Origin of the sequence: Streptomyces sp. NPDC005931 (assembly GCF_042871235.1) — a bacterium.
Classification (GTDB): Bacteria; Actinomycetota; Actinomycetes; order Streptomycetales; family Streptomycetaceae; genus Streptomyces.
Genome location: NZ_JBIAIG010000008.1, coordinates 39,389 through 52,545 on the forward strand (window position 1 = coordinate 39,389; position 13,157 = coordinate 52,545).

Genomic DNA, 13,157 nt, shown 5'->3' on the forward strand with positions numbered 1-13,157 from the left:
TACGCGCGTTGACTCTAGGCTGCGCCGGGCGGCCCGCTGTCCCATGCGGCCCCGCCAGACCCACGTAGACCCACAGGGGGGCGTATGCCAGCCACATCCCCGGCGCACCACCAGCGCCGCAGACGCCGTACCAACCGCTTCCTCGCCACCGCCGCCGGACTGGTCACCGCCGGCGCGCTGGCCGCTGCCGCGCTGCCCGGGTCGGCCGGAGCGGCCGAGAGCGAGGGGACCCCGGCCGAGTTCCCGGGCCGCTACCAGGACGTCCAGCTGCTGTCCTTCAACGACCTGCACGGCAACCTGGAGGCTCCGGCGGGCTCCTCCGGCCGGGTCACCGAACTCCAGCCGGACGGCACCACCAAGACCATCGACGCGGGCGGTGTGGAGTACCTCGCCACCCACCTGCGCAAGGCCCGTGAGGGCAACCGGTACTCCATCACCGCGGCCGGCGGCGACATGGTCGGCGCCTCCCCGCTCATCTCGGGCCTCTTCCACGACGAGCCCACCATCGAGGCGCTGAACAAGCTCGACCTGGACGTCACCTCCGTCGGCAACCACGAGTTCGACGAGGGCGCCAAGGAACTGCGCCGCCTCCAGAAGGGCGGCTGCCACCCGACCGAGGGCTGCTACACGGACGAGGAGTTCGAGGGCGCCGACTTCCCGTACCTGGCGGCCAACGTCCTGGACGAGAAGACCGGCAAGCCGATCCTCAAGCCCTACTGGGTGTGGAAGAACAAGGGCGTCAAGGTCGGCTTCATCGGCGTGACGCTCGAGGGCACCCCGGACATCGTCTCGGCGGAGGGCGTCAAGGGCCTGTCCTTCAAGGACGAGGTCGAGACGATCAACAAGTACGCCAGGGAACTCCAGCGACAGGGCGTGAAGTCCGTCGTGGCGCTCATCCACGAGGGCGGTATGCCGGCCTCGACGGCGTACAACTACGACTGCGACTCCCCGGGCGCCGGCGACGGCATCTCCGGCCCGATCGCCGACATCGCCAAGAACATCTCGCCCCAGGTGGACGCGCTGGTCACCGGCCACACCCACGCGGCGTACGTCTGCACCATCCCCGACCCGGCGGGCAAGCCCCGCATGGTCACCTCGGCCGCGTCCTTCGGCCGCCTCTACACCGACACCACGCTGACGTACGACCGCTGGACGGGTGACATCGCCCGTACGGCCGTGAAGTCCGCGAACCACGTGGTCACCCGGGACGTCCCCAAGGCGCCCGACATGACCGCGCTGATCGACAAGTGGAACACCCTCGCCGCGCCCATCGGCAACCGCCCGATCGGCTACATCTCCGGCGACATCTCCCGCGACGGCACCGAGTCCCCGCTCGGCGACCTGATCGCCGACGCGCAGCTGGCGCACGGCAAGGCGCTGGACCCGGAGACCGACCTGGCGCTGATGAACCCCGGCGGCATCCGCGCGCCCCTGACCTACGCGGCCAAGGCCGGTGAGGGCGACGGCGTGGTCACCTACGCCGAGGGCTTCACCGTCCAGCCCTTCGCCAACACGGTCAACCTCCAGGACTTCACGGGCGCCCAGGTGATCCAGGCGCTCAAGGAGCAGGTGAGCGGCCCGAACGAGGCGGCCCCGAAGATCCTCCAGATCTCCTCGGGCCTGACCTACACCCTGGACCTGACGAAGACGGGCGCGGACCGCGTCGTCACGGACTCCATCAGGCTCAACGGCGAACCGATCAACCCGACGGCCACCTACCGCGTCGCCACCAACAGCTTCCTCGCGGGCGGCGGCGACGGCTTCCCGACCCTCGGCCAGGGCACGAACGACCTGGTCGGCCAGGACGACCTGACCGCCCTGGAGCAGTACCTCACGGCCAACTCGTCCCCGACGTCCCCGATCGCCCCGCCGAAGGCGGACCGCATCACGATCGTGAAGTAACCGCACGACCGGTGACCCACACGAGGGGCCGGGGGGGGGGGGGGGCCCCCCCCCCCCCCCCCCCCCCCCCCCCGGGGGACGCCCCCGCGGGGGGGGGGGGGCCCCGCCGGGGGGGGGGCCCCAACCCCCCCCCCCCCCCCCCCCCCCCCCCCCCCTCGGGCCCACCCACCCCCCCCCCCCAACAACCCCCCCCCCGGGGCCCCCCCCGGGGGGGGGGGGGGCGGGCCCCCCCCCCCGGCCCCCCGGCCCCTTCGCACGGGGTAACGCCCTTGCGGGGTGTGCCCTTCCATGAGGTGATCTGCTTCCACCGACCGCCGCACCACGACGGCCCGCCCCTCACTCCGCGCGCGGCGCGATACGCCCACCGCGGCTGACCGCGACGCGCAGCACGTCCTCCAGTGATTCCACGGCCCGCACCAGCGCGAACCGCACCGCCCGCTCACCGGCCCCCCGGTCCGCCAACACGGCCCTCGCCCCGCCCAGCACCTCCTCCCCGGACCGCAGTTGGGCCGCCTCCACGTCGTCCGCGATCCGCGAGAGCAGGCTCCGGTCGCTGTCGGTGCTGAGGTAACAGGGCTTGCCCTCGGGGGTGGTCCAGGGCAGGAGGCGAAGATCCATCGGTGCGGTGCTCCCTGTGCGACGAGCGGTGATTACGGAACGTGCCCCCATCGTCACCCGACGCGCGTACGCTGCGGAAGGGGGCCGCCGTTGTCCGGGGCCCCGGACAACGAGGGAGGGACGAGGTGACCGAACCGGCGGACGTCGAGCGGGAGTCGGGGCGCGCCGTACTCGGACGCACGCTGAAGTTCCTTCGCGAGAAGGAGGGCCGGTCCCTCGGCCAACTGGCCGACGAGACCGGCTACGACAAGAGCTACCTGAGCCGCCTGGAGTCGGGGCAGCGCCTGTCCAAGGTGACGGTGATGGAGGACCTGGACAGCTATTACGGGTCCGAGGGGCTGCTGGTCAGCCTGTGGAAGATCGCTCGGTATGACGCGTTCAAGGACAAGTACCAGGCATACATGCGCCTTGAGGCAACCGCCCGCATCCTCTGGGTCTACACGCCGGACGTCCCCGGACTGCTGCAGACCGAGGAGTTCGCCCGGGAGGTGTTGTCTGGGCCCCGGGCAACGGGGCACAACAAGGAAGCCGTCGACGAGCAGGTGGCGGCCCGTCTGGGGCGTCAGCTGCTGCTGAGCCGGGCCCCGGTGCCAAGTGTGCGCTTCCTCGTCGACGAGTCGGCCTTCCGCCGACCCTCCGCCAGCGCGGAGACATGGGAAGGCCAGCTGCTGCACATCGAGGCCGTCGCGCAGTGGCCCCACATCGTCGTCCAGGTGCTGCCGTTCTCGGCAGGGGTGCACCACCTGGTGGCCAAGGGGTCACTCACCCTTCTCTGGCAGGGAGACGGCAGCGCCGTCGCCTACACGGAGGGTGACAGCAGCGGCCTGCTGATGGAGGATCCGGAGGACGTTCTGAGACACCGTTTGTCCTACGATCGCCTCCGCGATCTGGCGCTGCCTCCGTCAGACTCGCTGAGGTTCATCAGGGACGTACTGAAGGAGCGCCGAGCATGAAGACCACTCCCGACCTCAGCACGGTGATATGGCGCAAGTCGAGCTACAGCGACGGCGGAGCGAATAACTGCCTGGAAATCGCGGACGGTTACGCGCACGCGGACATCGTCCCGGTCCGCGACAGCAAGACCCCGGCGTCCCGCCCGCTTCTCCTCTCCAGGGCGGCGTGGACGGCGTTCGTGACCCATGCCGGTGAGTCCGCCGGCGGCCCTACGAACGGAAACCGATGACGCCGAACCCGGGCCGAGCCTGCGCGTGCCGCATCCAGGCGAGGCACTGCATGACGGCGTCCACGACATCCGGCTCGAGGGGCGGCGGCGCCTGCCTGGACGCGTCGACCTCACGCTTGGTCGCCTCGAACTGCTCCAGCGCCCGGGCTATGTTCTCGGGCGTCCACTCACCGTATCCCGGGGTGTGGCAGTACGGCAGCGGAGCGGGCAGAGCGCCTTGGTCGAAGTCCTCGACGGACACGGCGGTGATGCCCAGCGCCCGCAAGCCCTGGTCCACGACCGACAGCCAGGCGCCCCGGTAAGGGGTGAAGCAGCTGTTGTCCAGGAACGATCCGGTGAGCGAGCACAGCCGCTGGTACGCGTAGCCGTACTGGAAGGCGTGCTCCTTGTCCCCGCTGAACGGACCACCGTGGACGACCGCGTGCAGCGCCTCGTAGGCGGTGGGCGCCCCCTGCCCGATGGCGTCACTGAAGTAGTCGTCGTCGCCGGCCAGTTGACCGGCGAACTCGGTGCGGATCACCTCGAGCAACTGGTCGTCGCGGGAGCCCACCAGGGCCCGTGTGGCAGCGACGTCGATCAGGAAGAGATTCAGTCCGGAACTCATGAGACGAACGTAGACTCGCGCACTGACACAGCGAGGCTCGGGGGGATGACGTTGTCCGGTACCCGTGACGTCGGGCGGCCGGTCAGGAAGCTGCCGCCGGACGCGGAGGCCGCTGCCGTGTTGCGCGCGTGGGCCGAGCGGGACGACTCGCTCCTGGACGTCTCGGCACTCGACCTCTCCGGAGCCGACCTGTCCGGCGCGGACCTGGGCATGGCACTCCTGCCGGAGACGATCCTGCGGAACACCGGACTCGTCGGTACCGACTTCTACCGAGCCCACCTGGAAGGCGCCGTGCTGGACGGTGCCGACCTCTCCTCGGCATCGCTGATCAAGGCCGAGCTCGACGAGGCGTCCCTGCGCGGCGCCACCCTGGACGGCGCGGACCTGGGCAGCGCGAGCCTCTGGTCGGTCGACGCCCGCTCGGCCCGCTTCCGGTCGGCGAGACTGAACGGCGCGTCCTTCACCGACGCCCGCCTGGAGGGCGCCGACCTCACGGACGCGTCGGTGCGCGAGACGTCCCTGAAGGCGGTCCTCGACGCGCACACGACCGTGCGGGGCCTGACCGGTACTCTCTTCGGCCCGGCGGTCATAGCCCGGGACGGCATACGGCAGGAACTCGCCGGACCGGACCTCGAACACTGGCTGAACAGCCGCGGAGCGCGGATCCGCGTCCTCGTCCCACGTTCCGGCGCCCTCGATGCAGCTACACCTTGAGCACTTCCACGGTAGGGCCGCAGAGGAGCTTCAGGTCCTCGGGGTCGGACGTCAGGAGGGTGACCGGCGGGGGAGCGGCGCGGGCGATGGCGGCCAGCGCGGCGTCGATCGCGTACTTGTGGCCGTGCAGGCGATGGGTGCGCAGGAGCGTCGCGGCGTGGTCGGTGACCACCCTGGTGACGTCGTGGACGTCCACGCGGGAGAGGACCCACCTGATGCGGGCGGGGTGGACCCGCTCGTAGTCGGCCTCCAGCGTGGTCATGGCGCTGGTGGCCACGCGGATGCCCTCTTCCGATGCGGCCTGTACGAGAGCGATGACGGCGCGGTCCTTGCGGTAGAGCTTCGAGAGGCCCTCGCAGTCGAGCAGGAGGGTTCCGGGCATCAGGCGGCGGCCCCGCCGGACTGCCGGTGATCATGGCGCAGCAGTGCCCGGGCGGCTTCGATCTCTTCGCGGGTGAGCTCGTCGTTGTCGGTCTCGAAGTCGGTGACGATCTCCCTCAGCTTGTCCATGGCGACCCGCTGCTCCAGGGCTTCTGCGACGTAAGCCGAGAAACCCCCAGGGCCGACGTGGGCGCGCACGGCTTCTGCCAGGTCCTCGGGCAGACTGATCGAGTACTTCTTGCTACTGCTCATGGTGCTGATGCTACCGCTGGTATGTCATCTCGGCGAGGTGAAGGTGCAGATCACGCCAACTGCCGTGTCGGCATTGCGTTTGTCTGCGGAACTATCTAATCCAGGCTCGCATCATATTCATCGAATATGGCCCAGCTCCGAAGTAGATGTGGATAACATGGAAGGCGTGTCACGTGGTGGTGAGTGAATCGGATCTGCAGGAATGGGTCGAAGGTGAACGCCGGAACATCATCGGCATGGCGGACATGCTCGGAGTGCCTTCTGAGATCTACAGCCGTGATCCGATGAGTCTCATTCCGGCCCTCCAGGATTATGTTTCACGCGCCCCGCTTGATGAATTCGAGCAGTCTGACTGGATTACGCTGCACGCCGACTTGATGTCCTATGTTGCCGATTACCTCATTCAGAAGCACGGTGCGCGTTGGACTGTTGCGGACGATCCCGCAGCACCGCGCGGATACCGCTGTGTCATCGAGGCGATGGGGCGTGACGGACAGACCCGCCGGATCGACCCCTTCGACGTGGTGAGCAAGGAGTTCGGCAGCCTCCCGATCGAGATCACCCGGATGCTGGCCAGCGCGGAACTCACTTTGCGCCTCGCCTCCCAGGCCGAAGAGGGCGAATGACGCACGCCGTCGGCCGCCTACCCCTGCCATGGCAATGATCGTACGCAGCCCCCTCGGAGGGATGGGCAGGAGAGTTTGTGACCGCTCACGACTACGACAACCAGCTCCTCGAGTCCGTATCCGTCCGTCGGCGGCGGCTGCGGGATGCCCTGCTCTTCGGGGCGCAGCGGCAACGGCGCACGCTGGACGAGCGGTTGGGGAGGGTGTCCGTCGGACTTGTGGTCGCGGCGGTGCTGTGTGCCGGGTGTGTGGGGTGGTCGTTCCTGTCCCACCGGGTGATCGGGAAGAGTCCGTACGCCACGCCCACGGCTCCCCCGGCCCAGCCGCCCTCGGCATCCTCCGCAACCCCGTCCGCGCCTTCCTCGGCGTCCTCCGTAACTCCCGCCACCCGGTGATAGGTTCGAACACGTGAAGCCACGGGGGCCCTGAGCACGTCCGCGACCGGTGGCCGTACCGCACTCAGCCGTGTCACGCTCGTCGGTGAGCGGCGTCGGGTCGATCTCGTCCTGCCGTCGCGGGAGCCCGCCGGTGTTCTGTTGCCGGAGGTCATGCGACTGCTGGACGACCGCGTCGGCGACCGGCCCGAGGTGCGACACCTGGTCACCCCGGACGGCTCCGCGCTCGCGCACGACAGCACGCTGGAGTCGGCCGGTGTCGCCGACGGGACCGTACTGCGGCTGGTACGCGCCGAGGACGCACCCACCGCGCCCGTGGTCCACGACGTCACCGACGAGGCGGCCGACGACCTCGCCGCACGGGGTGGCGCTGGCGGCCCGAGGTGAGGCAGGTCGTCGCCGGATGCGCGACCGCGGGCTGGTCCCTGACCGCCGGGATGCTGGCACGGGGCCAATTCGACCTGGCGGGCGTGGGAACCGTGCTGCTCGTCGCAGCCCTCGCCTGCGCGGTCACCGGTGGCCTGTGCGGGCGGCGGCGGTGGCAGGCCCCGGCCGGGACCCTCCTCGGCACCGCCGGTGCGCTGGGTGTGCTCGGGGTGTGGACCGCCGCGGACGCCCACGACTGGAGCGGTGCCGCGCGGCTCGCGGGGGTCGCCGGTGTCCTGGCCGTCGCCCTCGCGCTCGCGGGGCGGTTCACTCCGCTCGGGCGCGGTGCGGTGATCGGTGCCGGGAGCGCCGTCGGCTGTCTGGCGTTGTGGGAAGCGGCGATCCTGCTCCAGGGTGGGGCCGGCCATACGGGGGTGGTCCGCCGGTCAGTCGCCGCCCCGCGCCGAAAGGTTGCCGTGCAGGGGGGCCGCGCCCGCCCCGCTGTCCGTACCGGCCGCCCTCACGGCACCTCGGGCGGCGGGGACGGCGCGCCCGGCAGCCGGACGGTGGCGGTCGTGCCACCGCCCTCGGCCGGGTCCAGCCGCACCTCGCCGCCCGCCTGCTGGACCGTACGCGCCACGATGGACAGGCCGAGCCCCGAACCGGGCAGCGCCCGCGCGCTCGGGGACCGCCAGAAACGGTCGAAGACGTAGGGGAGTTCGTCGGCGAGGATGCCGGGACCGTGGTCGCGGACGGTGAGCACGCCGTCGTCGAGCCGGACGTCGACGGTGGAGCCGTGGGGACTGAACTTCACCGCGTTGTCCAGGACGTTGACCACGGCCCGTTCCAGTGCGCTCGGCTCCGCCCGTACGTACCAGGGCCGGACGTCCGCCGTGATGGTGAGCTCCGGTCCGCGCAGCCGGGCGCGGCGCAGGGCGGCCTCGACGACCTCGTGCCAGGCGACGATCTGCGCCCGGCCGGTGTGCTGGCCCGGATCGGGGCGGGACAGCTCCTGCAAGTCACCGATGAGCGCGGCCAGTTCGGTCATCTGCGCCGTCACCGAGGCGAGCAGGGCCGCGCGGTCCTCGGCGGGCAGCGGGCGGCCGGTCTCCTCACTGCGGGTGAGCAGCTCGATGTTGGTCCGCAGGGAGGTGAGCGGGGTGCGCAGCTCGTGGCCGGCGTCGGCGATGAGCTGCTGCTGGAGGTCGCGGGAGCTGGCCAGGGCGGAGGTCATGGAGTTGAAGGAGCGCGACAGACGGGCCACCTCGTCCTCCGACTCGTCCTCCACGGGGATGCGGATGCCGAGGTCCTCGGTCCGGGCCACCTGCTCCACGGCCTCGGTCAGCCGGTCCACGGGCCGCAGCCCGGCCCGCGCGACGGCGAGCCCGGCCGCGCCGGCACCGAGGACGCCGATGCCGGAGACGAGGAGGAGGATCAGGGCGAGGTCGTCGAGGGTGGACTCGGTGCCCTCGACGGGGACGGCGATGAGCAGGGCGGCGTCGTCGGCCAGGTACGTGCCGTCGGCGCCGTCGACGACCAGCGCCGTGGTCAGGACCCGCACCGGGTTGCCCTCGCTGTCGGTGCCGTTGCGGAGGCTGCCCTCGCCGGGCGCCGGGTCCGTGGCCACGGCCCGGTCGCCCGCCGCGACCTTCACCAGAGCCGTGGAGGTGCCGTAGAGGCAGGCCGTGCCGTCCGCCCGGACGATCTGCGCGTAGCCCTTGACCCGTGCCCCGAACGGGAAGGACTGCGACGGTGACTGGGGGCAGGTGTCGATCGTGGCCGCCACCTGGCTCGCCGGCAGCGAACGGGGAACGCCCGACCGGAGGTCGTCGTCGATCTCGCCGTACAGCTTCTCCTTCACGACGAACCAGCACGCCACCGACACCACCGCCACCGCGAACGCCACCGCCGACGCCACCAGCAGGGACAGCCGCGCCCGGATCGGCAGCGCGCGGAAGCGGCGCAGCACGGTTCTCACTCCGCGCCGCCCTGCCGCAGCACGTAGCCCACGCCCCGCACGGTGTGCACCAGGCGCGGCTCGCCGCCCGCCTCCGTCTTGCGGCGCAGGTACATCACGTACACGTCCAGGGAGTTGGACGAGGGCTCGAAGTCGAAGCCCCACACCGCCTTCAGGATCTGCTCCCGCGTGAGCACCTGGCGCGGGTGCGCCATGAACATCTCCAGCAGGGTGAACTCCGTGCGGGTCAGCTCCACCTGCCGCCCGCCCCGCGTCACCTCCCGCGTCGCCAGGTCCATGCGCAGGTCGGCGAAGGACAGGACGTCGCTCTCGTCGGCGGCACCGGCCACGGCCGCGACGTAGGAGCTGCGGCGCAGCAGGGCGCGGATACGGGCGAACAGCTCGTCCAGTTCGAACGGCTTGACCAGGTAGTCGTCGGCGCCCGCGTCCAGGCCGGTCACCCGGTCGCCGACCGTGTCGCGGGCCGTGAGCATCAGGATGGGCGTGGTGTCGCCGCCGGCCCGGATGCGGCGGGCCGCCGTCAGGCCGTCCATGCGGGGCATCTGGATGTCGAGGACCACCAGGTCGGGCCGGTACGCCGCCGCCTTCTCCAGCGCTTCGGCGCCGTCCCCGGCGACCTCGGTGTCGTACCCCTCGAAGGCCAGGCTGCGCCGGAGCGCTTCGCGTACGGCCGGCTCGTCGTCGACGATCAGGATGCGCTGCGGGGCACGGTCGCCGTCTGCGGGGCTCATGGGCTCGGGTTCCTCTGCTGTCTGCACGGGGAGCGCGGCTGGTCTTCGGTGCTGCGGTGCTGCGGTGCTGCGGTGCTTCAGCGTCGCATGTTTCCCGAGAGGTGCGGAGGAGACGGCCGGGGTGCCGTGCGCAGGCCCTCGCGCCGCCTCAGGTGGTCGAGCCCGCCCGTAGCTTCGCCAGGTCCGCCTTGACCGTGTTGACCGGGATCGCGAAGCCCAGGCCCACGCTGCCCGCGTCGGCGGAGCCGGCTCCGTTCGCCGAGTACATCGCGGAGTTGATGCCGATGACGTTGCCGTTCATGTCGATCAGGGCGCCGCCGGAGTTGCCCGGGTTCAGGGAGGCGTCGGTCTGGATCGCCTTGTACGTCGTCGTGGACGCGCCGGTGTCGCCGTTGAACTCCCGTCCGCCGAACTCGAACGGCCAGCCCTGCTGTCCCGGCTGCCGCCCCTGGCCCTCGTCCGTGGAGACGGTCACGTCACGGTCGAGCGCCGAGACGATGCCGCTGGTGACGGTGCCGGTCAGGCCCTCGGGGGAGCCGATCGCCACGACCTGGTCGCCGACCCGGACCCGGTCGGAGTCGCCCAGGCCGGCCGGTGTCAGTCCGGAGGCGTCCGCCAACTCGATCAGCGCCAGGTCCTTGGAGCTGTCGCTGCCGACGACCTTCGCGGTGTAGGTCGTGCCGTCGTGGGTCCGGACCTTGATCGACGAGGCCCCGGCGACCACGTGGTTGTTGGTGACGATCTCGCCGTCGTCCGTGACGATCACGCCGGAGCCGGTGGAGGAGCCGGTGTCCGAGGTGGCCCTGATCTCGACGATGCTCGGGCTGACCGCCTTCGCGACGCCGGCCACCGTGCCCTTCTGGCCGGTGGGCACCACGGTGGTGCCGGTGGCGCTCGAGGCGGCGACGGTGTCGTCGCCGGTCAGCTCCTGGATGCCGTAGGCGGTGCCGCCGCCCACCGCTGCCGCGACGATCGCCACGGCGGCGAGCACCGCGACCGGGCCGCGGGTGCGCTTCCTTCCCCGTGGTCGGGACGCGGGACCGGCGGCGGGAGGAACCGCGGGCGCGTAGGCCGGGGGAGGCGGCCACTCGGGGTTCACCTGGTCGGGGCTCTCGTGCGCGCCGCTGGGGCGGGAACTCTCGGTCATGGCAGAGAGCCTCGCGCGCCACCATGAGAGCTTTCTGAGTGCCCGCTGAGAAGCCCGACAGAACCGCGTATGCCCGAAACAGGGACACCGGGCGGAGGCGGGGCGGGGGACGGGCGCGCGGGTCGTGCCTCACCGGGACAGACACCGGCACGGGCACAGCGCGCGGTGTGGGGTGCGGTGGATCGCGATTCCCGCGGGCCGGCCTACGCGCAGCCGCAGGAGTGGCGGACGACCAGGCGGGACGGGAACACCTTCAGCCGTTCGCGGTGCGAGCCGGCCACCCGCAGACCGTCGTCGAGGACCAGGTCCACCGCCGCGCGGGCCATCGCCGAGCGGTCGGAGGCGACCGTGGTCAGGGGCGGGTCGGCGAGCGCCGCCTCCTTGATGTCGTCGAAGCCGACGACCGCGAGCTCGCCCGGCACGTCGATGCGCAGCTCGCGCGCCGCGCGCAGCAGGCCGATCGCCTGGTCGTCGGTGGAGCAGAAGATCGCGGGCGGGCGGTTCGGTCCGGAGAGGATGTCGAGGCCGACCCGGTAGGCGTCGTAGCGGTTGTACGGGGCCTCGAAGAGTCGTCCCTCGGTCGGGATGCCGGCCTCCTCCATCGCGCGCCGCCAGCCCTCGACGTGGTCGGAGACGGGGTCGCCGACGGCGGGGGTCTCCGCGGTGCCGCCGACACAGGCGACGTACGCGTAGCCGTGCTCCAGCAGGTGGCGGACGGCGAGCTGGGCACCGCCGAGGTCGTCGGTGACCACGGCGACGTCGTCGATGGCCTCGGGGCGTTCGTGCAGCAGGACGACCCGGGCGTCCCACGCCTCGATCTCCGCGGCCGCCAGGTCGTTGAGCGCGTGGCTGACCAGGATCAGCCCGGAGACGCGCATCCCCAGGAACGCGCGCAGGTAGTGGACCTCGCGCTCGCCGATGTAGTCGGAGTTCCCGACCAGCACCATCTTTCCGCGCTCGGACGCGGCCTGCTCGACCGCGTGCGCCATCTCCCCGAAGAAGGGCTGGCGCGCGTCCGGCACGATCAGACCTATGAGGTCCGTGCGTCGTGACGCCATCGCCTGGGCGACCCGGTCGGGCCGGTACCCCAGCTCCTTGATCGCGGCGAGAACGCGCTCGCGCGTGGCCGGGGCGACCGGCCGGGGTCCGTTGTTGATGACATAACTGACGACGGCGGTGGACGTCCCCGCCAGCCGCGCCACATCATCCCTGGTTACCTTGGCCACGCGCGGAGTCTACGCGGATATACCCGCTCTGGGCAGGGCGTAAGGGAAGTTCCGTACACGCGATCGGGCGCGCTTGTGTGCGACCGCAACGCCCGCGCGGGCCCCGTTCAGGCCTGTGCGCGGGCCTTGGCGGATCCCCGGGCGGGTGTCTCGTCCGGATCCGGTGCCTTTTGCCGGTCGGCCTTGGCCTTGGCCTCCTCGGCGGCGCGCTCGACCTTCTCCGGGGTAACGAATCGATAACCCACGTTCCGGACGGTGCCGATCAGCGACTCGTGCTCCGGCCCGAGCTTGGCGCGCAGCCGCCGTACGTGCACGTCGACGGTGCGGGTGCCGCCGAAGTAGTCGTAGCCCCACACCTCCTGGAGCAGCTGGGCGCGGGTGAAGACCCTGCCGGGGTGCTGTGCGAGGTACTTCAGCAGCTCGAACTCCTTGAAGGTCAGGTCCAGGACCCGGCCCTTCAGCTTCGCGCTGTACGTCGCCTCGTCGACCGACAGGTCGCCGTTGCGGATCTCCATCGGGGAGTCGTCGTTGACGATCTGCTGCCGGCCCATGGCCAGGCGCAGGCGGGCTTCGACCTCGGCGGGGCCGGCGGTGTCGAGGAGCACGTCGTCGATGCCCCAGTCCGCGGTGACGGCGGCGAGGCCGCCTTCCGTCACGACGAGGACCAGCGGGCAGCCGGGGCCGGTGGAGCGCAGCAGCTGGCACAGGCTGCGGACCTGCGGGAGGTCGCGGCGGCCGTCCACGAGGATCACGTCGGCACCGGGGGTGTCCACCAGGGCGGGGCCCTCGGCGGGGGCCACGCGCACGTTGTGCAGGAGCAGTCCGAGGGCGGGGAGCACCTCCGTCGACGGCTGGAGGGCGTTGGTCAGGAGCAGCAGCGAGCTCATCGCGCCCCACCTGCCAGGGTCGTCCGGTGTTCGTGCACGGTTCGCTCGCCCATAACGTCTGGTTCCTCCTCGGTCCCTGCGAGGACGTTTACGGCCTTGCTGCGTGCGATCGACGGCCCGTACACCGGCGGTCTCCCGCGTCGTATA

At 71.3% G+C, this 13,157-nt stretch carries 16 protein-coding genes; 7 read left to right on the forward strand and 9 right to left on the reverse strand.

Going from position 1 to position 13,157, the window contains the following annotated elements; translation table 11 throughout:
* The first annotated feature begins 84 nt into the window (after positions 1 to 84).
* Entirely contained in the window at positions 85 to 1,902 is a 1,818-nt protein-coding gene (locus ACFYOV_RS19620) for a bifunctional metallophosphatase/5'-nucleotidase (protein ID WP_389089295.1), read from the forward strand.
* A 336-nt stretch (positions 1,903 to 2,238) separates the two neighbouring features.
* Here ACFYOV_RS19620 and ACFYOV_RS19625 read toward each other — a convergent pair whose 3' ends face one another.
* Positions 2,239 to 2,520 carry a hypothetical protein gene (locus ACFYOV_RS19625; protein ID WP_389089296.1) on the reverse strand — a complete coding sequence of 94 codons (282 nt, stop codon included), beginning with the start codon at positions 2,518 to 2,520 and terminating at the stop codon, positions 2,239 to 2,241.
* 125 nt (positions 2,521 to 2,645) lie between these two features.
* Here ACFYOV_RS19625 and ACFYOV_RS19630 point away from each other — a divergent pair, with 125 nt between their 5' ends.
* Both ACFYOV_RS19630 and ACFYOV_RS19635 read left to right on the forward strand, forming a co-directional pair.
* Complete coding sequence (locus tag ACFYOV_RS19630) at positions 2,646 to 3,473, forward strand: helix-turn-helix domain-containing protein (protein WP_389089298.1); 828 nt, start codon at positions 2,646 to 2,648, stop codon at positions 3,471 to 3,473.
* Positions 3,470 to 3,703 carry a DUF397 domain-containing protein gene (locus ACFYOV_RS19635; protein WP_389089299.1) on the forward strand — a complete coding sequence of 78 codons (234 nt, stop codon included), beginning with the start codon at positions 3,470 to 3,472 and terminating at the stop codon, positions 3,701 to 3,703. Before ACFYOV_RS19630 ends, ACFYOV_RS19635 begins: the two co-directional genes overlap by 4 nt.
* Here ACFYOV_RS19635 and ACFYOV_RS19640 read toward each other — a convergent pair.
* A complete protein-coding gene (locus tag ACFYOV_RS19640) occupies positions 3,684 to 4,307 on the reverse strand; it encodes a hypothetical protein (protein WP_389089301.1) in 624 nt (207 codons plus the stop codon). The two genes, ACFYOV_RS19635 and ACFYOV_RS19640, sit on opposite strands and share 20 nt — an antisense overlap.
* Positions 4,308 to 4,352: 45 nt before the next feature.
* Between ACFYOV_RS19640 and ACFYOV_RS19645 the strand changes: the two genes are divergently transcribed.
* Entirely contained in the window at positions 4,353 to 5,021 is a 669-nt protein-coding gene (locus ACFYOV_RS19645) for a pentapeptide repeat-containing protein (RefSeq protein ID WP_389089302.1), read from the forward strand.
* On the opposite strand, the gene ACFYOV_RS19650 is transcribed toward ACFYOV_RS19645, so the two are convergent.
* A complete protein-coding gene (locus ACFYOV_RS19650; RefSeq protein ID WP_389089304.1) occupies positions 5,011 to 5,403 on the reverse strand; it encodes a DNA-binding protein in 393 nt (130 codons plus the stop codon). The genes ACFYOV_RS19645 and ACFYOV_RS19650 overlap by 11 nt on opposite strands.
* Positions 5,403 to 5,654 (reverse strand): hypothetical protein, encoded by a 252-nt coding sequence (locus ACFYOV_RS19655; RefSeq protein ID WP_389089305.1) that lies wholly within the window; start codon positions 5,652 to 5,654, stop codon positions 5,403 to 5,405. The genes ACFYOV_RS19650 and ACFYOV_RS19655 overlap by 1 nt, the downstream gene beginning before the upstream one ends.
* Positions 5,655 to 5,827: 173 nt before the next feature.
* On the opposite strand from ACFYOV_RS19655, the gene ACFYOV_RS19660 reads away from it, so the two are divergent.
* The 3 genes from ACFYOV_RS19660 to ACFYOV_RS19670 all read left to right on the forward strand — a co-directional run bounded on the left by ACFYOV_RS19660 (position 5,828) and on the right by ACFYOV_RS19670 (position 7,062).
* The gene (locus tag ACFYOV_RS19660; RefSeq protein ID WP_389089307.1) at positions 5,828 to 6,280 is read left to right on the forward strand and encodes a hypothetical protein; all 453 of its coding nucleotides are present in this window, start codon (positions 5,828 to 5,830) and stop codon (positions 6,278 to 6,280) included.
* Between the two features lie 77 nt (positions 6,281 to 6,357).
* On the forward strand, positions 6,358 to 6,675 hold the full coding sequence (locus ACFYOV_RS19665; RefSeq protein WP_389089308.1) for a hypothetical protein: 318 nt from the start codon (positions 6,358 to 6,360) through the stop codon (positions 6,673 to 6,675).
* Positions 6,676 to 6,786: 111 nt separating this feature from the next.
* Entirely contained in the window at positions 6,787 to 7,062 is a 276-nt protein-coding gene (locus ACFYOV_RS19670; RefSeq protein ID WP_389089651.1) for an EsaB/YukD family protein, read from the forward strand.
* 499 nt (positions 7,063 to 7,561) lie between these two features.
* On the opposite strand, the gene ACFYOV_RS19675 is transcribed toward ACFYOV_RS19670, so the two are convergent.
* The 5 genes from ACFYOV_RS19675 to ACFYOV_RS19695 all read right to left on the reverse strand — a co-directional run bounded on the left by ACFYOV_RS19675 (position 7,562) and on the right by ACFYOV_RS19695 (position 13,010).
* Positions 7,562 to 9,019 (reverse strand): sensor histidine kinase, encoded by a 1,458-nt coding sequence (locus ACFYOV_RS19675; protein ID WP_389089309.1) that lies wholly within the window; start codon positions 9,017 to 9,019, stop codon positions 7,562 to 7,564.
* Positions 9,016 to 9,750 carry a response regulator transcription factor gene (locus ACFYOV_RS19680; RefSeq protein ID WP_389089311.1) on the reverse strand — a complete coding sequence of 245 codons (735 nt, stop codon included), beginning with the start codon at positions 9,748 to 9,750 and terminating at the stop codon, positions 9,016 to 9,018. Before ACFYOV_RS19680 ends, ACFYOV_RS19675 begins: the two co-directional genes overlap by 4 nt.
* 148 nt (positions 9,751 to 9,898) lie before the next feature.
* A complete protein-coding gene (locus ACFYOV_RS19685; protein WP_389089312.1) occupies positions 9,899 to 10,897 on the reverse strand; it encodes a S1C family serine protease in 999 nt (332 codons plus the stop codon).
* 203 nt (positions 10,898 to 11,100) lie between these two features.
* A complete protein-coding gene (locus tag ACFYOV_RS19690) occupies positions 11,101 to 12,123 on the reverse strand; it encodes a LacI family DNA-binding transcriptional regulator (protein WP_389089313.1) in 1,023 nt (340 codons plus the stop codon).
* Positions 12,124 to 12,230: 107 nt separating this feature from the next.
* On the reverse strand, positions 12,231 to 13,010 hold the full coding sequence (locus ACFYOV_RS19695) for a response regulator transcription factor (RefSeq protein WP_389089315.1): 780 nt from the start codon (positions 13,008 to 13,010) through the stop codon (positions 12,231 to 12,233).
* Between the last annotated feature and the right edge of the window lie 147 nt (positions 13,011 to 13,157).

Coding starts and splice junctions, on each gene's coding strand:
- ACFYOV_RS19620 (WP_389089295.1), top strand. CDS start 85: ATGCCAGCCACATCCCCGGCGCACCACCAGCGCCGCAGACGCCGTACC.
- ACFYOV_RS19625 (WP_389089296.1), bottom strand. CDS start 2,520: ATGGATCTTCGCCTCCTGCCCTGGACCACCCCCGAGGGCAAGCCCTGT.
- ACFYOV_RS19635 (WP_389089299.1), top strand. CDS start 3,470: ATGAAGACCACTCCCGACCTCAGCACGGTGATATGGCGCAAGTCGAGC.
- ACFYOV_RS19640 (WP_389089301.1), bottom strand. CDS start 4,307: ATGAGTTCCGGACTGAATCTCTTCCTGATCGACGTCGCTGCCACACGG.
- ACFYOV_RS19645 (WP_389089302.1), top strand. CDS start 4,353: ATGACGTTGTCCGGTACCCGTGACGTCGGGCGGCCGGTCAGGAAGCTG.
- ACFYOV_RS19650 (WP_389089304.1), bottom strand. CDS start 5,403: ATGCCCGGAACCCTCCTGCTCGACTGCGAGGGCCTCTCGAAGCTCTAC.
- ACFYOV_RS19655 (WP_389089305.1), bottom strand. CDS start 5,654: ATGAGCAGTAGCAAGAAGTACTCGATCAGTCTGCCCGAGGACCTGGCA.
- ACFYOV_RS19680 (WP_389089311.1), bottom strand. CDS start 9,750: ATGAGCCCCGCAGACGGCGACCGTGCCCCGCAGCGCATCCTGATCGTC.
- ACFYOV_RS19685 (WP_389089312.1), bottom strand. CDS start 10,897: ATGACCGAGAGTTCCCGCCCCAGCGGCGCGCACGAGAGCCCCGACCAG.
- ACFYOV_RS19695 (WP_389089315.1), bottom strand. CDS start 13,010: ATGAGCTCGCTGCTGCTCCTGACCAACGCCCTCCAGCCGTCGACGGAG.